19 protein-coding genes and 1 pseudogene are annotated in these 20,961 nt (G+C 46.5%); 9 read left to right on the top strand and 11 right to left on the bottom strand.

All coding sequences use genetic code 11. The features are described 5' to 3' along the window. Positions 1–108: 108 nt before the first annotated feature. The 5 genes and pseudogenes from ABL924_RS06205 to ABL924_RS06185 form a co-directional block, all read right to left on the bottom strand. Entirely contained in the window at positions 109–8,847 is an 8,739-nt protein-coding gene (locus ABL924_RS06205) for a glucoamylase family protein (protein ID WP_349026204.1), read from the bottom strand. Between the two features lie 308 nt (positions 8,848–9,155). Continuing rightward, positions 9,156–9,314, bottom strand: coding sequence for a DUF3309 family protein (locus tag ABL924_RS06200; protein WP_349026203.1), 159 nt, complete (start codon positions 9,312–9,314; stop codon positions 9,156–9,158). A gap of 80 nt (positions 9,315–9,394) precedes the next feature. Then, positions 9,395–9,535 (bottom strand): DUF3096 domain-containing protein, encoded by a 141-nt coding sequence (locus ABL924_RS06195; protein ID WP_349026202.1) that lies wholly within the window; start codon positions 9,533–9,535, stop codon positions 9,395–9,397. 188 nt (positions 9,536–9,723) lie between these two features. After that, positions 9,724–10,723: pseudogene (locus ABL924_RS06190) on the bottom strand (DUF1207 domain-containing protein). A 131-nt stretch (positions 10,724–10,854) separates the two neighbouring features. After that, the gene (locus tag ABL924_RS06185) at positions 10,855–11,505 is read right to left on the bottom strand and encodes a BON domain-containing protein (RefSeq protein WP_349026201.1); all 651 of its coding nucleotides are present in this window, start codon (positions 11,503–11,505) and stop codon (positions 10,855–10,857) included. 565 nt (positions 11,506–12,070) lie between these two features. Between ABL924_RS06185 and ABL924_RS06180 the strand changes: the two genes are divergently transcribed. The 6 genes from ABL924_RS06180 to ABL924_RS06155 all read left to right on the top strand — a co-directional run bounded on the left by ABL924_RS06180 (position 12,071) and on the right by ABL924_RS06155 (position 16,195). Beyond that, positions 12,071–12,385 (top strand): BON domain-containing protein, encoded by a 315-nt coding sequence (locus ABL924_RS06180; protein WP_349026200.1) that lies wholly within the window; start codon positions 12,071–12,073, stop codon positions 12,383–12,385. 71 nt (positions 12,386–12,456) lie between these two features. Then, entirely contained in the window at positions 12,457–12,675 is a 219-nt protein-coding gene (locus ABL924_RS06175; RefSeq protein ID WP_349026199.1) for a DUF883 C-terminal domain-containing protein, read from the top strand. A gap of 13 nt (positions 12,676–12,688) precedes the next feature. Continuing rightward, entirely contained in the window at positions 12,689–13,126 is a 438-nt protein-coding gene (locus ABL924_RS06170; RefSeq protein ID WP_349026198.1) for a phage holin family protein, read from the top strand. Continuing rightward, the gene (locus tag ABL924_RS06165; protein ID WP_349026197.1) at positions 13,123–13,554 is read left to right on the top strand and encodes a hypothetical protein; all 432 of its coding nucleotides are present in this window, start codon (positions 13,123–13,125) and stop codon (positions 13,552–13,554) included. Before ABL924_RS06170 ends, ABL924_RS06165 begins: the two co-directional genes overlap by 4 nt. Before the next feature lie 517 nt (positions 13,555–14,071). After that, positions 14,072–14,755 carry a hypothetical protein gene (locus ABL924_RS06160; RefSeq protein WP_349026196.1) on the top strand — a complete coding sequence of 228 codons (684 nt, stop codon included), beginning with the start codon at positions 14,072–14,074 and terminating at the stop codon, positions 14,753–14,755. Positions 14,756–15,217: 462 nt separating this feature from the next. Then, the gene (locus ABL924_RS06155) at positions 15,218–16,195 is read left to right on the top strand and encodes a hypothetical protein (protein WP_349026195.1); all 978 of its coding nucleotides are present in this window, start codon (positions 15,218–15,220) and stop codon (positions 16,193–16,195) included. On the opposite strand, the gene ABL924_RS06150 is transcribed toward ABL924_RS06155, so the two are convergent. Both ABL924_RS06150 and ABL924_RS06145 read right to left on the bottom strand, forming a co-directional pair. After that, positions 16,166–16,684 (bottom strand): oleate hydratase, encoded by a 519-nt coding sequence (locus ABL924_RS06150; RefSeq protein ID WP_349026194.1) that lies wholly within the window; start codon positions 16,682–16,684, stop codon positions 16,166–16,168. The two genes, ABL924_RS06155 and ABL924_RS06150, sit on opposite strands and share 30 nt — an antisense overlap. 20 nt (positions 16,685–16,704) lie before the next feature. Continuing rightward, positions 16,705–16,968, bottom strand: coding sequence for an oleate hydratase (locus ABL924_RS06145; protein ID WP_349026222.1), 264 nt, complete (start codon positions 16,966–16,968; stop codon positions 16,705–16,707). Here ABL924_RS06145 and ABL924_RS06140 point away from each other — a divergent pair. Then, on the top strand, positions 16,948–17,115 hold the full coding sequence (locus ABL924_RS06140; RefSeq protein ID WP_349026193.1) for a hypothetical protein: 168 nt from the start codon (positions 16,948–16,950) through the stop codon (positions 17,113–17,115). The two genes, ABL924_RS06145 and ABL924_RS06140, sit on opposite strands and share 21 nt — an antisense overlap. Positions 17,116–17,386: 271 nt before the next feature. Here ABL924_RS06140 and ABL924_RS06135 read toward each other — a convergent pair whose 3' ends face one another. From ABL924_RS06135 to ABL924_RS06120, 4 genes are all read right to left on the bottom strand, one after another. Beyond that, a complete protein-coding gene (locus ABL924_RS06135; RefSeq protein ID WP_349026192.1) occupies positions 17,387–17,536 on the bottom strand; it encodes a lmo0937 family membrane protein in 150 nt (49 codons plus the stop codon). A gap of 222 nt (positions 17,537–17,758) precedes the next feature. After that, positions 17,759–17,941, bottom strand: a complete 183-nt coding sequence (locus tag ABL924_RS06130) for a CsbD family protein (protein ID WP_349026221.1) — start codon at positions 17,939–17,941, stop codon at positions 17,759–17,761. A 416-nt stretch (positions 17,942–18,357) separates the two neighbouring features. Next, complete coding sequence (locus ABL924_RS06125; RefSeq protein WP_349026191.1) at positions 18,358–18,738, bottom strand: hypothetical protein; 381 nt, start codon at positions 18,736–18,738, stop codon at positions 18,358–18,360. 247 nt (positions 18,739–18,985) lie between these two features. Then, positions 18,986–19,243: a hypothetical protein gene (locus ABL924_RS06120; RefSeq protein WP_349026190.1), complete on the bottom strand. Its 258-nt coding sequence runs from the start codon at positions 19,241–19,243 to the stop codon at positions 18,986–18,988. 594 nt (positions 19,244–19,837) lie between these two features. Here ABL924_RS06120 and ABL924_RS06115 point away from each other — a divergent pair. Beyond that, positions 19,838–19,981: a hypothetical protein gene (locus tag ABL924_RS06115; RefSeq protein WP_349026189.1), complete on the top strand. Its 144-nt coding sequence runs from the start codon at positions 19,838–19,840 to the stop codon at positions 19,979–19,981. A 301-nt stretch (positions 19,982–20,282) separates the two neighbouring features. After that, entirely contained in the window at positions 20,283–20,798 is a 516-nt protein-coding gene (locus ABL924_RS06110; RefSeq protein WP_349026188.1) for a hypothetical protein, read from the top strand. The last annotated feature ends 163 nt before the right edge of the window (positions 20,799–20,961 follow it).

Below are 20,961 nucleotides of genomic sequence, written 5' to 3'. Positions count from 1 at the left end.
CTAACCTACGATGTTTAACAGACGGGACAATTTTAAGCCAAACCGTTCGCACCCAAAGGGCATAAATGGTGAGCTTGTCGAACCATGATTGGTTTAACCATCCACTATTCATTCCCCCAGCACCACCCGCACTTGATGTGGTTGCCCATCATCTTGCAAAGAAATGCTATTGCCGTCTAATTGCCGTACTCCGTCCAGTTCTATTAGAGAAATGCCGCGAGACACGCCCTGCGGGTTTTCAATCGTGATTTCATAACGGCTTGTTTCATACTGGTAAATAATATTATAACTGCGCCAAGCTTTGGGAATACAGGGATTAAAAATCAATTGTTCGGCTTGGACCTGTAGTCCTAAGATCCATTCCAGTCCGGTACGGTAATACCACCCAGAGGCACCTGTGTACCAAGTCCATCCACCACGCCGTGTGTGTGGCGCTTCCGCATAGATGTCCGCCGCCAGCACATACGGTTCGACCTTATAGGCATAAACGCCAGTGCGGGTGGTCGTGCGGTTGATGGGATTGAGCATGCGTAGCAGCTCCGCCGCCTGATCGCCATCACCCAGCATGGCATAAGCAATAACCGACCAGATTGCCGCATGGGTATATTGCCCGCCGTTCTCACGCACACCGGGCGGGTAGCTCTTGATATACCCAGGATCGTGTTCGGTTTTATCAAAAGGCGGTGTGAACAACAATAACAGTCCATCGCCGTGCCGAACCAAGTATTCCCGTACTGAGTTCATGGCTCGTTGTGCGCGTTCGCTGTCGGCGGCACCGGAAATAACTCCCCAGCTCTGTGCAATGGAATCAATACGGCATTCAGCGTTAGTGGCAGAACCCAGCGGTGTGCCGTCATCGAAATAAGCGCGTCGATACCAAGCCCCATCCCACGCTTCTGATTCCACGGCAGCTTTCAGTTGAGCAACATGGGTGCGCCAGCGAGTGGCATGCTCAACATCTCCCTTGGTTTCTGCTACTTTGGCAAATTCGGTGAGCGTGGCGATAAGAAACCATGCCAGCCAAACGCTCTCGCCCTTACCCTGATTACCAACCCGGTTCATGCCGTCGTTCCAGTCGCCGCTGCCCATCAACGGTAAGCCGTGTACGCCTACGGACAAACTCAGGTCAAGCGCACGAGCGCAGTGTTCAAACAGGCTCGCTTGTAGGGCTGATTGCGTTGGCTGGTAATAAGCATCATCCTGCCCTGCTTCCAGTGCTGAACCTTCCAGAAACGCTATCGGCTCATTAAGCACTTCAATATCACCACTTACCTTGAGGTAGTGTGCCACCACATAGGGTAACCAAATGCGGTCATCGGAAAACCGCGTACGCACACCGCGCCCAGTGGGGGGATGCCACCAATGTTGCACATCGCCCTCGCCAAATTGCCGTCCCGCAGCACGCAGGAGGTGGGCGCGGGTCAGGTCGGGTCTGGCGACAGTTAACGCCATGCTGTCTTGCAATTGATCCCGAAAGCCGAATGCGCCGCCCACTTGATAAAACCCAGCTCTAGCCCACATGCGGCAACTCAGGGTTTGATACAGCAACCAACCGTTCAACAATAGGTCTAGCTCCCTATCAGGTGTTTTCACCTGAACTTTGCCCAGTATTTTTTCCCAGGATTGTTTGGCTTGTGTAAACGTTGTTGCCACCTCGGTTGCGCGGTAACGCTGAATTAATTCTCGGGCATGAATGCGGTCATTGCCTTGTCCCAATAGAAATACGATTTCGATGCTTCCGTTAGGTTCAAGCTCTATTGCCGTCTTTAGTGCTGCACAAGGGTCTATCCCAGCACCAATGCGGCTTTTCAGCCCTTTACGACCTAGCAACCCTGAAGGTGCATCCAAGCTGCCGTTGCGCCCAATGAATTCAGCCCGATTTGCCGTCCATGCGGTCTGTTGACCATTAAGATCAGCGAAGGCAATGCGTTGACCGAATTCCACGTCCCATGGGTTGTGAGCGAACAACGCCCCCGTATCCTCATCTCGTTCGGTGATAATGTGCGTCGCGGTGACACTGCGCGAAGCACCGAGTACCCATTCCACATAAGCCGCAACCGTAAGCTTACGGAGTCGTCCAGAACTATTGGTCAAAGTTAAAACCGAAATTTTGACTGGATCGTCTGGGCTAACGAATTGCAGTAGCTCGCTATGAATACCATGTGAGGCATGATCAAAACGGCTATATCCTTGTCCATGTCGAATGATATAACTCGCATTTTCTATGCGGATCGGCAAGGCTGTCGGTGTCCACAATTCATTGGTCTCATCGTCCCGTATATAAAAGACTTCTCCGGGCGTGTCACTGACCGGATCATTCGACCAGGGTGTCAACTGGTTTTCGCGGCTGTTTCCACTCCAGGTACAGCCACTGCCGGATTCAGAAACGATAAAGCCAAATTCAGCATTGGCGATCACATTAACCCAAGGTGTCGGTGTCCATAGGCTGTTGTTTAGCACGATCACATATTCGCGACCGTTATCACCAAAGCCGCCAAGTCCGTTGAATAGTTCAAGTGGAGGTGTTTCCAATTGTGATGAAGCGGCATTGGCGACAGGTAAGGCTTTCGGCACAACGAAAGCTGCGATTGGTCGTGGATGCCGTAACAGTTGCTCGGCCAACGTCCCCCGCTTGCTGATCAATACCACTCGTGCGGCCGTTTGCAGCAGTAAACTTTCTTCTGTCGATAGCTGGTCAGCTCGCAAGACGTAAATCGCACCGTGGCCAACATGTTCTTGCTGGGCTGAAAGTGCCTGATTTTCACGCACCATGCCTTCCAGTAGTGCCTGTAAATCTCCAGCGTAAGATAATTCTTTTTCGTTCAGGATCACTAAGTCAACGGCAAGGCCTTTCATGCGCCAGTATTCATGGGCACGTAGCAATTGTTCGACAATCGTCCGGTCTTCCGGCTCCGCTATCCGCAGTAATACAATCGGTCGATCACCTGAAATACCACGCCGCCACAGCCCAGTAACACTCAAGCTATTCAATTGCATTAACTTACTGGATGGCCGTAACCAAGGATCGGCATACAGTAAGCGGCTAGCCAGATCCTGAAACAACTGCGCCTCGCCCGGTTGGATACGCAGATGCCTTAATTGCACATGCGCGTGTGTCCATGCCAGGGCAGATACGCGATCCCAGGTTGTCAGGTTGTGGTATTTATCGGCCAGCTCCGCTACCAATGGGCGTGTTGTAGCAACTAAGGTAGTGAAAGTAAGGTGCTCAGTAGCACCTGGGGCAATGCTAACCCGTGTCCGCAAACTAAAGATCGGATCAAGGACATTGCCCACAGTATTCGTCAGTGGGCGACCATCCATCAATGCAATCGGTTCCCGCAATGTTTGTCCACGCCCAACGAAGCGAGAACGATCTGTTTCGTATTGCAAGCCATCGCCAGTTTTAGGGCCAGCTAATACGTGGGCTATCCATATTTTTTGGTCGTTCTCTGATCGCTGGCGCCGTTGTGCTATCAGCCCATGTGACTGGGGCAGATACTCGGTTTGTACGAATAGATTAGAAAATGCTGGATGCGCTATGTCGGCCGGCATGGGAGCAAGCACAATCTCCATGTATGAAGTCACTTCGATTTCTCTAACGCGAGACCCATTGTTGGTTAAACTCAGACGACGGATTTCCGCATCGTCTTCAGGTGAGATTACAATCTCCAGGGTACTCGCTATATGGCCGTCAGTACGGGTAATCCTTACACGGTCTTCGGCAAAGACTACTTCATAATGATCTGGGGTCGCCGTTGTTGGTTGATATCCAGCTGACCACAATTTTCCGCTGATGACATCGCGTAAATAAAGATAGCTGCCCCACGCATCCCGCGTTACATCTTCTCGCCAGCGAGTCACTGCCAGGTTTCGCCACGCACTATAGCCAGATCCGGCAGCGGTAATCATCACCGCATAACGACCGTTGGACAGTAAGTGTGCAGCAGGTACTGAAGCAGTCGGCGAAGGTAAGCGCCTGATGGTGGAATGTACGGATTCTTTTACTTCGTGAACAGCTTCTAGTAACGGCACACTACTACTATCAGCGCCACTTGGAATACGTTCTTGTAACAATAAGTCTGCCGCCTGGATCAGCGGTACGCGATGGAAACGATGGCGCATTTCCCCATCATGCACGACATTGGCAATGGCGACCAAGGACATGCCTTGATGATGCGCCATGTAGCAACGCACAATTGCAACACGTTGACCTTCTGCCAGTCGGATCGGGTTGAAGTCGAGTGCTTCAAAAAAGCCGTAGCGACCCAAAGCACCTTCCTTCTCCAACCTTACGAAGTTCTCCACGGCAGCATGAGGGAAATACATTGCAGCCAAGGCGGTAGAGTAAGGTGAAATCACCAGTTCTTCGCCGAGTCCTCGCTTCATCCCTAGGCCAGGTACACCAAATGCAGAATATTGGTAAGTGAAATTTAGGTCACGACCATTGAAAGCCGATTCCGAAACCCCCCAAGGCACGCCACGTTCTTTTCCATATTCGACCTGACGCTTTACCACTAGGCGGCAGGTTTGGTCGATCAGGCTATAGCGGGGCGTAAACGTCACCAGCGAGGGCATCAGATATTCAAACATTGATCCCGACCACGATAATAGCACCGTGCCATGCGCGGCACGCGTTACGCGACGTCCTAGATGGAACCAATGTGTACTGGGTACATCGCGCTTGGCAATTGCCACCAAACTGGAAAGCCGAGCCTCGGAAGCCAGTAGATCATAATTGCTGGGATCAAGCGAGCCTTCGTTAACGCGATAACCGAGCGATAATAGATGGCATTCAGTGTCATATAGAAAGCTGAAATCCATTTCTTGGAATAAAGCTTTGAATTGTGCAGCCATGTTTGTTAAGCGCTGCGTAAGCGCGTTGGCTTGCGCTCCGGCATGTCCTAACGTGATCGCCAATGTTTCCTGATCGCCGGTTGAAAAAATACCTTCAGAAGATGCTCCGTGATCGGCCAAATAGTTTGCATAGTTCTCAGAGAGATCACTGAGGTGAGTTTCAAGTTTGAGTGGCTTTTGCAGCACCTCCAGATGTGGATATGGGGTTGCCGATTCCACAGCAGCGTTTAGGTGTCCAGTATAATGAATCCAAGGAATCAGGTTATCCACATCGCGACCATGAGAGCGGATATCGTCCCGTAGCAAGGTAGCCCACACGAGTACTTCATTATCGTCCGTATCGCCACGTTCAGTGGCATAAGTATTTGCAAGATCCAACAATGTATCAGCGCAGCTTGTTAATTGTCGCCACAAATGACTCCAATCAGCCGATTTAACTGGATGATTTTTTAAAAGTTCTCCGAGTATGCTGCATTTCTTTTGTAGTTCTTTGTGAGTGACTGTAAGTGTAAGCTTGTCATCAGCAATATCAGTAACAACAGTCATGAGCAATTGATGCGTATCAGTAAGTCCGGTCAGCGCATTAGAAAGCATGAGCGGTTTTTGCAGTAATTCTTGGCAAGTCTGAGCCAATGTAAGCAAATGCCCCGCTAGATTGCCACTGTCAACGGTTGATACATACCGAGGTTCTAGCAGATGTAAATCGCGGGTATCATACCAGTTATAAAAATGCCCATGTAAGCGCGGCAGTGCGTGTAATGTGCCTAGAGTGGCTTCGAGCCGCTCAACAGTATCGATCAAGCCAAGCCAGCCGAAATCCCTTGCTGCCAGCACCGATAATAGATAAAGGCCAAAATTGGTAGGCGATGAACGATGGGCGATAACGGGGTGCGGATCTTCCTGAAAATTATCCGGTGGCAAATAGTGTTCTTCTGCAGTAACGAAGGTCTTGAAAAAATACCAGATACGCCTGCCGATCAAGCGCAGTTGTATACTATCCGCTGGCAATAATGCTTCGGCTCGATCAAGTCGGGGCGGCAAGCTTAGTATGCGGGATACGATTGGCTCCAGCCACCACAGCAGTAAAAATGGTACAGCAACTATGATTCCTGCCGGATTAAACAGCAGTACCACAGCGGCAGCAGCAATGGTGACCGAAGACGAGCGACCCAACGACTGGAAGAGGTGTTTCAGCGCATGACCTGATTTAGTTTTTGCTTGTAGGGCAGTGACCCATTTCAGTAATTGGCGTCTGGTAATGAACAGCCGTATTAAGGTACAGATAATAGCGTCCAACATTAACCAAGTATGCTGTGCAAGTAAGACCAGCGCCACCAAGCTGTTACTAATTGCCCAGAATACATTCTTTGCCGCTGCGCGCAAATGCGTCCCCAGTGAAATGCCTCGACGAGGTAAAGTAAAGCTGCTAGTAATCGCCAAGATCGCAGGAAAAGCCAATGCCGTAAGCACCAACCCAATCAGAATTGCCTGTGGCGCATCCGGAATAGCCCAAGTTGTGACCAACGCAAAAAAAGCACCGGGCGCAGAGAGTGAGCGGCGTAAATTGTCGAGCATTTTAAATCGCCCGATTAATGGCATACCTTTACCACGCACACCAAATATCCAAGGCAATAATTGCCAATCACCCCTAGTCCAACGGTGTTCCCGCGATGCCGCAACCTGGGTGTGGGAAGGAAACTCCTCAAAAAATTCGATGTCACTCACTAACGCACAGCGTGCGTATACGCTTTCGAACAAATCGTGGCTGAGCTGGGTATTGTCCGGCACGCGTCCGACTAATGCCGCTTCAAAACTGTCTACGTGATATAAGCCCTTGCCACTGTATGTACCAAGGGTGAACAGATCCTGATACAGCTCGGATACTGAACTGGCGTAAGCATCAGTCCCAGAAGCACCAGCAAAAATCTGATGAAATAGGGTCTGTTCCTGCCGATGCGGCAGGGTTGGTGTCACGCGTGGCTGGAGGATGCCATAGCCCTCAACAATACACTGTGTGTTTGGATCAAACACGGGGCGGTTCAGGGGATGCGCAGCAACACCCACTAATTGCGATACCACGCCCATGGGCAACTTGGTGTCAGCATCAAGCGTAATGACATAGCAGATGCCGACAGGTGCTACGGCAGGCTTGCCATCAATCGCTAGAAAAGAGGTATCAGTAGCACCACGCAATAATCGGTTAAACTCTTGCAACTTGCCGCGCTTACGCTCCCAACCCATCCATTTGCCTTCACCGGGATTCCATAAGCGTTTGCGGTGGAACACAAAGAAGCGCTGGGTACCATACTTGATATTGAGTGCAGCTACTCCGGCAGTGGCTACGCTCAATAACCGGTCATCGTTCGGCATCGTTTCCTGGTCGGAATCTGTCCAATCGGATAACAACGCAAAACGCACGTTTTCACCTGGATTCGATAGATAGCGGATTTCCATCTGCTCTACCTGTTCTTTTACACCTGCCATGCTGAAAAAAAGTGTTGGTACAACAACGAACGTACTTAGCGACTCCGGCACGCCATCCTTCAATGCTAACCGTGGCAGGTGATTAGGCGGAAGACCCGCAATGATGAATCGGTTCACCAAACCGACGGCAATATCTGCCGCTGGAAACAGGGCGAATAGTGTGAGTAAGAACAGCTCAAAACCGTTAAGTCCTGTGGCAAAGCTCGCACTTAAAGGCAATGCAAGCAAGGCAACTGTCAACAGCAGGATACTACCAATATATGCGAGTCCCGCACGGCCAATGTAAATACGCAGAAGCCTTTGCTTTATAGAAGGTTTAAAATTGACTTCCCGTTCAAATGCATATCGTCCGCCACCGATCAAATAATAGCCCGGCTCTTGCTTACGTTCGTTAGTGTCGGGTTGTTCTTTGCCTAGTTGTTCTTTACTTAGTTGCGTTTTGTCGATTACTTTACGGGCAATTTCGACTTCCGAATGTGGTGAGCGCTTGGCGAGATCCTCAATCGCGTGGCGGTAACGGTCACGGGTCAGGAAATCCATCGCAGCGTAGCCGTCGTGAACGCGCAGACAAGCATCCGCCAGGCTCACGTCTTCCACGAATTGCGGCCAATCAAATGCGGAAATAGCCCGCATACTGGTGATGATATTGCGTACAGTCAGGTTGCCGGCGATCTGGGTGGCATGTTCCCGTTGCACAATTTCATCGAGGCTGAGTTCTTGTTCGCGTAACCATTCATTAAGGAAGTCCAGGGAAACCACGGCACCTGGATGTGGATCGTGCAAACGTTGCAAAATCTGCACTACGTAGGCCTGACGCAGTGGTGGCGCAGGTAGTTCTGCTTCCAGAACGGGAGGCTCTGGCTTATCGCTTTCAGCGGCAATACGTTCGATGTGATCCATAAACGTGTCCGCAAGCTCTCGACCAGTTTGTGAACGCATGATGCGCACGGCTAATCGGCGCAAATTTTCGACCAATAATACACGTAGCGTAATGGGTATCGCCCAAAGTTCACCAAGAGTGAGTGGGTCTACGCTTTGATAGGCCTTTACGAAAAGAGTTAACATCTCTGAATCAAAGCGGCTATCGGTATGTGCCACTAATGCCCAAGCAATTCCATAGACACGGGGATAACCGGTAAGCACGCCTTCGGATAGCTTGGGAAGTTCCCGGTAATAGCTTTCGGGCAAGTCGCCGTAAATGTCGCTGACCTGCTCTTCGAGTATATGAAAGTTGTCCAAAAGCCATTCCGCTGCGGGCGTTATGGCATGTTGTTCGTTCACCGCCTTAGCAACTGCTTTATAGGCTGCAAGCAAGACCCTGGAATTCTCACGCACCCGCGGAATCACTTTTTTTCCTGCTTTAATAGCACTTATTTTCTGAGCTAGCGCCAAACTTGCTGCATGTTGTTCGAGCCGTTCAGTGCTGAATAACTCAAAGCGGATGGGAATTTCGTCACCACCCGGATGTTCAACTCTAACATGCTTTCTTTGTTCTCGCCGCTTCGTCATGGTTTGATTCTCCGAACCCAAATAAAAATAAGCAAGCCACGATCTGTGAAAAATTTTGGCTGTTACTTGCTGCCAAAACCAACTCGCTAACGCGACAACCCTCGAAGGTCGGTCACGATGCTATGTGTGAAGCTTATGACTGCCGTTTATTTCAACGACATTTGGCTAAGCACCCGGCATTCGCACTTCTGGATACATTTTTACTTTCAATTTAGCCGAGTAAGTTATGCACAATCCAAAAGGTGTTAGCCAATGCACACTGGCAGGCTAGTAGATGAAAGTACAAATGAAGCTGTTTGACTATGAGGCTAGATTCTGCCCATTAAGATCAAGATTATTAAGATGAGTAAAATTAGCCCTATCCCGCCACTGGGTCGATAACCCCATCCTCGACTATGTGGCCAAGCTGGAATGACGCCAATAAGCATCAGGATGATAATGACGAGTAAAATTGTTCCTAGTGACATAGTGGTACTCCTGTTAAAAATAAAACATTAAATAAGATTTTTGCAAACAAAGTTATGGCTTTGCCTTTTCGTCCGATCGATCACTTAATGCTGTGACCCATTAGTCCCAAGACACCCACGACGATCAAATAAACCGCCACAAAATAATTTAAAAACCTTGGTATCAGTAAAATTAATATTCCCACCACAAGTGCTAGCAGGGGTTCAATTGCGATATTCATTGAGTTCTCCTTAAATATTAAACAGGTTAAAGCCAGAATAACGGCAAAATCAGACACCGTCTGTGCGGTATAGTACACAAGGTTACTGCCAACGAAAATATCCATTAAATTCTTGGCAGTTGATGCAATGGATGATTTTCAGTTACCAAAAAGGCGTTGAAAATCATCGCGTAAACATACGAATTGTGTTAGAAATGGTAGTGCGCTCCTAAGCCTATATATTCCACTTTATCTTTATAAAACTGACCACTAGGCGTATAGCCGTTGAAGTATTCCACAAGAATCTGCAGTTTCCTGTCTAATACTTGTAAATTATCAAACTCAACACCCGCTCTGGCTGAAACATCTGCGCTCCAGTTATTTTCATCAAAATGCTTGATATCAGCGGCAATAATTGGCCGCATTGACGCAAAATTGATACGCCAGGGGCTTCTAAACTCGATACCATATTGTGCACCACGGCCTAAGCACCGAAGGTTCCTTATGAAATAAACCACCCCCACCGCCGTATATGCGTACCCCATAAGGCAGTTCATAAGAGAGTTTTAAATCCACGCCTTCGTAACTGAGGTTCTCGCGCTCAAACTTGGATGTATGTATCTTACCAAGCAGAAATTCGTCACCAAGATGTGAGCTCTGATGGTAAATACGGCCAAAGGCTGAGAATTGACCAGCACGTACGCTTGAATAGATTGATGCAATAAAATCGGTATTGACGAGATCGGACGATGAGGCATTCAGATTAAAGTCACTAAAGACCCCGGCTTGAATACCCGCTTCCCATTGCGCCGTGGATTGTCCAAAGTTACTGCGATAAATTGGAATAGTTTCACCAAGACTGACGGAAGCTATATCTTTTCCAGCAAAATTGTCGGTCTGATAATTTCTGTAAGCAACTGAGAAATGCGCCCAACGAGGATCGGCTAATAATGGCTTGAATAAATGACCAGTAGGTAGAAGTCCTGTGGGCAATATAATTGAGTCGGTTGCTGATACATTCTCAGCACCTGCAACCTGAACTGGCTGTGTAAGAGCAGCCCTTGACTGCTCGCTAGTCATTTCGGATACCTTTACAGCTTGAACGCCTGGGATTTCCGATAATAGCTGTACCGCTTTTGCTTGATCGGCGGCTTCCAAGCTACCGGTTGGTAAAGTAATGACGCCATCCCGGACAATTAAGGATGGCATATCAAGTTTTAAATTTTGTTTAAGAACGCCAGCGGCATAGCCGGCAATGTAAGTATCGTCAGCAGTTGTGGCATGGGCAATAGAAATAGACAACATAATGCCCAAGGCAACCATCACTCGTAAGGTAACCATTATTTTTTACTCGATTCAGCAACGCTTACAATCAGGTTAGTTTCCACCGCTTTTACATTCTCCTGACTACGGGCGACTTCTATTGCCCTGGCGATATTTTGCTCGGTATCAACTGTACCACTCAACACCACAATACCTTTGTTTGTGGTGACATCGATATGGGAATCGCTCAGCCAGGAACTGCCCAAGATAGCGGCCTTGACCTTTGTGGTAATAACCGAGTCATCAATATATTCCCCGGTTGTTTCCGATTTCTCGGTTGTTGAAGCTTTAATATCATCAAGTTTTTTTTCTACATTTTCTTTTATTTGCTCAACCTTTTCCTGCACCTTCTCGGCATTTTGATCAACTTTATCTTCAGATTTTTCCAATACTTCTTTAGCGGATTCAGCAGATCGGTCAATACTGTCTTTCGCTTGTTCGGCATTCTGTTCCACTGAATCCTTTAAACCTTCAAGTTGCTTACTGGCAGTTTTACTTGATTGCTCAATCGTTTTTTCGGCATTATCTGCTGCACGATCAATTCTTTGCCCTGCCTTTTCTGATGAACCATCGGGACAACCCGTCAGTCCTAGAACGGCTGATAAACAGGACATCACAAGGACTCTCTTAGCTATAATTTTTTGTTTGGTTTCATTGGTCGTTTTCATACGATATTCCTCTGTTTTATATGTTTTAAAAGTGCGTCAAGTCTCAGGGTAGCACGCCAACTTTAAAAATATCGGAGGTAAAACCTCTCTATTTTGGAGTAAAAATGCAATGAGCTGGAAACTCAGTTCGAGTCTATTGATAAGCACAAACATTGTCTGTACGGTATCGTACATAGGGTGGCTGTAGATGATGCGTTTATTAAATGAAGTAGTTGACAAATAAAACCCGCTTTTAAAGCGGGTTTTATTACTTATGCTTTTAACAAGTTCGCCGCGCGCCACGTAATTACCCATGTCAAAGCAGGGTCAATTCATTCGCGCCCCTCTTGACAGTCCAGCATCCACATCTTCTATGTGCGTTACCGTACCGACTATGGCTAGCTTTGTAGCTAGAGTGTCTACAAGGTTGTAGGCAACCCCAGTTACTACACGGCACTTAGATCGCGTTAGAGATGGCTTATCCTCATGTAGTCAACTTTGTATACCTACTGGTATAAGTGCATGTTTGGGGATTTAGTCATGAAAACCCTTATTTGATTTTTCAAGCATTATTGGAGATTTACTTATGAAACACTTTATTAGATTAATGTCGGCATTTTTTATGGTTTTGACCTTATTGATTGTCGCAGGTTGCGCGTCAACACCAAAGCAAGAGGGAACGGGTGAGTATGTCGACGACAGTGTACTCACCGGAAAAGTTAAGGCGGCCATATTGCATGAACCTACTTTAAGTTCTGCGGAAATCAACGTAGAAACTTTTAAGGGCGAGGTTCAGTTGAGCGGTTTCGTGAATTCCCGTGCCGATATTAGCAAAGCGATAGAAGTTGCCCGCTCTGTTAACGGCGTAAGAGTTGTAAAGAATGACATGCGCCTTAAATAAAACACCGAACCATAATGCCGCAAGCAACTTGAAGTAGCGTGCGGCTTAATTAACTAACAGGAGAAAACACCATGGAAATTGCAGACAAAGTATCTGATTTTGCACATGAAGCTGGCGATAAATTCACCAGTGCCAAGGAAACGATTACCGATAAAGGCGAGCAGTTGTTATATGCCGAACAACGTTTGATGAAGAATTGCCAACGTTATGTCCGCGATAACCCCATAACATCACTGGGTATCGCAATGGCGACTGGCTTTTTGTTGAGCCGCCTATCTAGCGGTCGTTAGGCTATCTAAGATCATGAACGCTAACACCCTTGATGAAGCACCTAAACAAACTGCGACGCGTAGCGATCCTATGAACAGCTCAAGCTTACTGGATGATGCTCGTGATTTATGGGGTGAACTGCGTGGATTAAGCCATGACCGCTTCCAGCTCGCTGCACTGGAAACACAACAGGTAGGTGTGAGCCTGGTGAATATGATCATTGCGGGTATACTGGTTGCTGGATTGCTGTGCGGTGCGTGGATGGGCCTTCTGTCCGCTGCCGTACTGGGGCTGATCGAGAACGGTGTTATGGTAAGGAGTGCCATACTCCTTGCCGTCGTGCTAAATTTGCTACTCGCCCTGATCTTTTGCCGTGTCATCCACCGGAAAAGCCGATACCTGAAATTTCCGGCGACCCTGCATAGCCTTAAACCCGAGCCCCCAGGACATCGGGATACGGAGAAGTCATGATGGTTACACCTACTAGAAACCGAATTAATCCCACATCTTTGTCAGCTCAAATCAAAGATGCGGAGCAGCAAGTGCTGAACCGTAAGCAGAAGATCAATGTTGGCACAGCTACGCTGTTAAGGAAGATGCAGCAACAAATGATCGCTCCAACGACCTTTCTATTCGCTGCAGGTATTGGTTTTCTTCTTGGTGAAATTACCAAGCGTGGACCTTCAAAAACTCACGCCACTACCAATCAATCACAGACAGTCGAAATATCTCCCTTAAAAACCGCCCTGAGCCTCGTGACTTCTATCCAAACTTTATACACCGCCTTGCCGATAGCCTGGATGATTAACACGATCAATCGACGAGGCACGTCTTATCAAGTACCCGAACAACCCGTGCATCAGACGATGACCAATTCCGGTTCATCCGATAGCGTTTAATATCAAAGATAAATGTAACGATTCTTTGAATATTGAAGACATTTTGTAATAAGGGAATCTCTAAAAATTCAAAAAACTCCTTCGCCCTCCAGGGAGAAAGTTGGGATGAGGGATTTGTAATCAAGCATTTACAATTCTCACCTTAGCCCTCTCCCAGAGTGAGAGGGGATTTTTAGAGATCCCCATAAGTCAAACCAGTTTTCCCGAATCCATCCGGTCAATATTTCATCCATTTTGTTTCAGCAATTGATATTTTTCACAGAATATGTCCAGTTCTGTCTCTAGTCAGGGCGAATATCTTAAAGCAAACATATTGTGTCTTGTGTGTTAATAAACTACTATTCGCAGACTAGCACCTTACCTGAACTGTTTGAGGTTATCCTTATGATACTGAAACAAAACCTATTCAGATGAAATTTGATCACCATCTGACGGGTTTCTACACATGATTACCCTGCGCTCAATTTGTTTATTTAGCGTGCTATTTTGCGTGGTGCTAACACCCTGTGTAGAAGCTATGCCAAACACGCATATTTATGTAATTGTGTCCCTGGTCGACAACGTATCACAAGGCATCGAGCCTGTTCCTGCGAAAATTGGCGATGGTAACAATCCAAGTAGCAATCTCTATTGGGGCGCGGCTTATGGCGTGAAAACCTTTTTGAGCAAGGCGAATGGTTGGCGAAAGTTGGGGTGCGAAAAAGATATTAACGATACTATTTTAGAACGTTGTCAATTTGCTTGGAAGGACAATCTCACGGTTACCGCCGATGCTTATCGAGGCAACCGGATTGACCAGGCGATGCTTGACTTTATGCAACAAGCAGCCACTCCGCCCAATCCGGCAAAGCGTGAAATGGTGGTTTTCATCGGCCATGATGGCTTGATGGATGTCCAATATCAACCCATCGTCGAACGCTTTCCAAAACACGCCAGACACAATAAACAAGCAGTTGCACTTGCCTGCATGAGCGAAGAGTTTTTCTCAGGACATTTACTCGCCGCAGGTTCCAAACCGGTAGTAACCACTTATAGCTTTATGGCACCAGAAGCCTATGTTTTGGAAGCGGTTGCACGGGGATTTGCAAACAAAGCGAGTGAAGCGGAATTACGCAGTTCTGCCGGCATCGCTTATGCTAAATACCAGCGTATCTCAGCCAAAGCTGGAAAGTCGGTTTTTGGCGCAAAAAATTCAAACTAGTGTAATGTCCTCTCTCATGCTTTATTAAGTATGCCAAGACAGGCTCTGGCTTGTTTGTCCAATGATAAGGTTTAAGTTTTAGCTCGTACGAACTTGGAGCATACATTTTTAGAGCTTGTGGTCACGTCAGTCAACCTTTAAAAAGTCTTTCCGCCCCGATTTGCTGTCATCGATATTGAATAAGGTTGTGTACGATACCGAACAGACAAATTCGTGATAATTTCCTAGGATTTCAATAGATTTATCTTATGGGCTTTCTCGGTTAAAGGTAACCATTGCTCGAGTTGACAAGTCAATTTTAAAGAACTTTCTAGAACGACTTGGTTTTAGGGCAATTTATGGGGTTGTAATTTTATGATTACCTTAGTGTTTCGGATATTGGTTTCTCTATTCTTGCTGGGAATTTATACAGCCAATGTTCACAGCGATGAACATTCAGTTAGACCATGTTTGCCATATTCTGTGAAATTGAGCGATTTAAAGTTACAGCAACCACCAAGGCATGTGCTGCTTGTGCCTTTGTTGAAAGGGGTAGAGGATCTCAATGAGAATCCAAGGTGGCCTGAGCAACCCGCCCGAGGTTTAGTAACTTTTTACCGTAACCGGTTCCATGCGATCGTTAAGCAACTCCACAATGTTTGGAGCTGGACAGATTACTACCAACAAGTCGAGCAGTTGATCCAGCAGGGGATGACTTTTGACCGGATTATTTTTATCAGTCATGGCGGTTATGACGGCCCGGTGCTTAAGAATGCCGTGTATCTGCAAGAATATAAGATCACTGGGAGCACAGGAAAATTGCTTCTGCTTTCCGAGGCGCAGCCGGGGCTAAAAAACATATTGTCTCTGACTTATGATGTAGAAAAGAATCGCCTATTTAGCGATTATATGGCCTTGCACTGGCAAGATTTGGCTTCGATGGAATACGATGGTATCTGGCAGCAGCTTACGGATTATGAAATACAAATCCAACCGTTGGATAATAGTTGTTATCAACGTTATTGTTCGACAGAAAAACTATCTTTATGGTCTCCCCGGCAGCGCGAATACCAACAACATCTTTGTGAGCTTATTTGTAGAAAGCCACTATTCGACCTAAAAAAATCAGTTGAGCTATCTCCTGAACGATTTTTTCATTTTGCAACCTCCCTGAAATCGCTTTTACCAGAAGACGGGTTGATTTTTTTCGGTGCGTGTAATCCCGGCAGCGTTGCTCCTGATAAAGTCGAACTGAAAGATGAGACTGAGTTATTAATCAATTCAACGTTAGCGGGTGGGCCGCATATGAGCTATGTCCATTTGGTAAGCGAAGCAAGCGGCCATATAACTTCAGGCCCAGTGGGCGATAGCAGCGGCGAAGACGTTGTAAATCGAATAATTCAGTTTGAATCCAACCGTCCCCAACGCCATTTATGTATTGTGGTGCCTCCGACTAACTGACCTGCAACCTGTTGACGAATTGGCTATTGAATTATGGCAACTCGTCAGAAATTTTAATCTCTCCTGATAGTCTAGAGCCTTAGAAATTATTAAGTTGCTGTCGTTAGTGCAACGAATATTCTGCACCGACCGTTCACCTCCACCTAAGTCAAAATCAAGACCAGTAACTTCAGTGTTCAGCGAGAATTGCACGCCTTGCGCCTTAAGCCAAATAGTGAGCGGGGGTATCATTGAGTCGTATTGGTTATAAGGAGTACGCCAGCCCCCACCCATCTTGTTGAAATCGGGAAATAATTGAATAAACCGCAAGAGATAACGCTTAAGTTCAACCACACTATGCCAAGGTTGAAACGCAAACATCGTTGACCACATCAGCCAGAAGTTGTTTTCAAAAAACATTGGCGAAAACCAGTCTTCAATGCGTTTGGTATCCAGTGAATCTTTCAGAGTGGGCAACCATTGACAATAAATCCAAGCGATCTTTTTCACTTAATCCAAACGACGAGACATCAACTTTTTGACCATCCCCTAACCAAGCGGCATCTGGATAAGCTGACGTACTTGTGGCTAAATTCGAAAATTTCGTCTTTGACGCTTTTGGCAGGATCGGTCACTGAAGGAATGCTTCCAAATAGATCGTAAGTACAAACATAGTGTTCTTCAATCATCCGGCCACCCCGAATAACATAGCCTTTGTCTTTTGAATCGGTGCCACCCAAACTGCCACCCGTTCCCTTGAGTTCCTCGAAAATATGGATATTTTCGCCAGGTATAAGGCCGTACCGTATCAGAAATGCGGCTCCCGAAAGAGATGCGATGCCGCCGCCGACAAACTACGCATTCCTGTTGTTGGGTTGCATATTACCAAGCTCAATTGGAACACCAGTTTTATCGCTTTTATGGGTGTGCTGCATGGCTAGGTTTCCGTTTTGGTGAATGATATTGAACTACGTAAACGATCAAAGAAGGCCATGTCATTAGCACAATTTCATACTGCCTAATGACGCATTGTGATTTTTATAACTGAGCGGATAGTAGTGCGACAAATTTATCCATTCCTGCTCCAAGATTTACACATTATCACTGTGAATCAAAGGCAAGCCTGAAAACTATACTCCTGTTTTGAGATATACGTCTTCAGGCTGTGTGTGGTTATTGTATTATTACTGCCGATACAACAACCCCGTGCCACTAAAGGACACGTCGGCCTTGAATGACACGCAGTATGATCACGATCACCGCGATAACCAACAGAATGTGAATAAACCCGCCCAATGTGTAAGCGGAAACCAACCCCAGTACCCAGAGGATAATTAAAATGAGTGCGATACTTTCAAGCATGTGTGCTTCTCCGTAGAAGCCGTCGATTGACGGCGATATGAATCATTGGTGAACATGTTTTGAAGCTGAAATTCAGTGATGCCTACATATAAACCAGTAGGCTGCATGTTCATCTGTTGAGAAAAAGGAATAGTCGAGCATCTTACGCGGCATTGCCACGAACCAACTTGGCTGCACACACTGCACCTCCCAGCAATGCTGGCATTAGTTTTCTTCCTTAATCTATTTTTTAATTTCGTCCTTTATTTCTTCCTTGAGATCGCCAAAGCCCGCTTGGACTTTGCCGACATTCTTTTGGACATTGCCTTCTGTCTCCATGTCTTTGTCGTCCAGTAATACGCCAGCGGCTTCTTTGACTTTACCTTTGGCTTCTTCGACGCGGCCTTTTACTTGATCTTTGTTCATGAGTTCTCCTAATAATGTGTAAATCATGACCGGATAGCCATAACCAAAGCGTAGGATGATGTTTTCCAACGCCTGGGCTAACAGTACAGGGATAATCGAATGCGGTCTGTGCGGCATCGTACATAGATGATACCTTTACACTACCAACTTAGTGCAATCAAGTTTTCCAAGCTAACGCAAAGTCAGCACAAGTGCTAGGTGATAAGATTGGATTTAGTCAGTTTCGAGTCGTCTATTGGGATACACGTGCCGTTAACGGCTTTCACTGTAACGTATCAGGATATGCGCCTAATGCGGTGAAAATGTAGGTTGTGGGTGAGCTTGCGAACCCCAACAAATCGTGCTAAAAAATGTTGGGGTTCGTACCTCACCGCCAACCTACAAAATACCCAACATACGGGATTAACCATTACAATTCAGCATCCGAAAGCGGCGCAAGTACCAATGACGCCAGCGCAAAAGGCGATGCCAATCCAAAATAGCATACCGCCCCCCGCCTCTTGAAAAGCTTCCTCTGTCAAACCAATCTTCAATGCTGTTGCCTTGGCAGCTTCCATCCGCCCCGCGAAAGTATCGTTGATAATGGAAGCCATCTCCGTTGGGTATTCTCGAAGAAGCGATGTGATCATTTCGGAATCGGTCAAAGCCTTCTTTACTTCCATAGGCCCGAATGGACTGAACTCGACCGTGAATGACTGATCGAGGCTCACCGACAGACCATCCAACTTCAAGGGATTGCGAGTTATACTTGCGGTGAGTTTCGCCCTGTTGGCAGTTTCTGTCATGTTCTCTTTCATAACCTTCTCCTTAACTGGTGAACTTTAACATATTGAGTTTGCGATGCCGCCGTTCCATTGAGAAGGAAGGCCTAACGTAAAGCTAAGGGGTGCGCCTTTCACGAAAGATTGGCGAAGCCGCCGAAGCTGGAAAAACAACAAACCTTCAAAATCGCCACGAAAAGGCGCGTCCCGCTTGAGCGCAATGTTAGCGAGGCCACAACTCTTCCTCACTCCGCATAAGACGAAACCGCTGTCGCGCTTTGCCTTATACAGGTTTTCGGATGAGGCAACACATGTTTTTTTGTACTTCGACTTGATACCCAAAAAGCTCACAATGAAGTGTAGATACGTCATGGTGCATGAGTTCTTTGGGCGCTTCGATTTCATAAATCATTTGCTCGGGTAGCGCAGTAAGGCTACTGCCAGTTCCATAACTCAAACGTTCTGAACCCAAGGGTATTGTCTGTACGGCGATGATCTGACCATCTTTTTGTGCTAAAACTTGTACCTTCTGAGGTTTCATGATTGCTCTCCTAATTCTTAAACATATGACAAGTAAACGAGACCGGGAATGATTCAATGTTATCCACCCGGAACTCATAGAAACACTTGCTAGTAAACCCATCGGGCATTCGAGCCGTGAACCTGATGTCAACGTCTGATGTCACCACACGCTGATTAAGTCCTGTGGGGATGGCGGTTATAACAACCGGCCCATGGTACTCGCCTCCGCTCTCCGCTTCGCCGTTGATCCAAGCTCGCACTACTGTGAACTGGTCTGCGCCTAGCGTGAACACATTGGGAAAATAGAGAATAGCCATTTCAATCTCCTCAAAATAATAGTCAAATTGTGGACTGCCTAACTGCAATTAGATACCCTAATTGACGTAAAGCATTGCGTCACACGACGACCTAAAAAAGAATAAAATAATTTGAATTTCAATCATGTGGAATAATTTAGCCTATCCTAAATAAATTCACTGCCCTTCAAATAATTCTATTGCTCTAAACACGCCTTTACTCTAATCTAATTTAAAAATTAAAGCTGCGAACTATCTCACCCTTTAATAGTGAAATAGTTCACAGCAAATAACCTCGATATAGTGTAAGAAAACCAATGAAGTCAGTGTCGTTGATTTTGTTATTTCTTGGTGCATTGGCTTTGGGTATACTTATACAAAGCCTAACAATACAATCAACCGGAGCGCGGTTAAGGCAACAAGGCCGTAAGGCGGATTCGCCGCGAGGCAATTCGCCTTAAACGAAGCCTATCTTGCTGATTATGCCTCGGATATTTCCGGGCATGGATTTTGGGTTGGGAGGTATATCTGAAAATTGTGCATTGTTTGGCATGGCGGATTGTCGCCGTGCTCCGAATCCGCCTTACGAGTTACGAGTTACGAGTTAAATTAATTCTTTTTAAGTCGTAATTAATATTCTTCTGATTAACTAAGCTAGGGATTATGTTTTGGAATAGCCTGTTATCAGGGCTGTGCCTGAATTTATTCCCAACAAATGATATCAAACTCAGGTTGATATTTTTTTATTTAAGGGAGAATAAAATGAAATATTTGTTACTTGTTTTAAGCCTAACTTTGGTAGGCCTGTCTTTTCAAGCCAGTGCTGCTACAAAAGATTTAGGGATGATAGTGGACAATGAAAATTTTGGGAATAAAAGTGTGGTCACGGGATTTTCCGACACTTTCACTTTTATGGTTTCTGACAACATTGAAACCACTATTTCGCTCACGAATTCTTTTTCAGGGCCTGGTAAAGATGGCTTCATTAAAGGATTTTCCGCGAAGTTGAACGGCGTTTCCTTTGACCTAACGGCCAATAAAAGTTCACAACTTTTAGAAGCTGCTTTTAAAGACCTTGTTGCAAATTCGTCGTATTCTCTGTTGGTAACCGGAACTGACGTTCTTGGTACTTCCGGTAGCTACGGCGGTAGTTTCCAACTATCGATTAATAATACTGCCAATACACCCATTCCGGCAGCGATTTGGTTGTTTGGATCAGCATTGTTGGGCTTGACTGGTCTGAAACGGCATCAAGCAGCACGCTTAAACCTTGTATGACTTAGGATTGTATTGTTTTGCAAGGATGCTTAAGCAAATAGTCCAGTGGATGCCGGTAATCGGGAAACAAATAGCTTAGCCCACTATGCCGTTACTCGACATCCGATCTATTGCTTACAAATTAGTAAGTTAAAGCCCTGTTATCTGTATAAGGTGCAGGGTT

This window comes from Methyloglobulus sp. (assembly GCF_040079455.1).
In the GTDB taxonomy this organism is placed as follows: domain Bacteria; phylum Pseudomonadota; class Gammaproteobacteria; order Methylococcales; family Methylomonadaceae; genus Methyloglobulus.
Note: the sequence above shows the minus strand (reverse complement) of the source record. Positions and strands in the feature narration are given on the sequence as shown.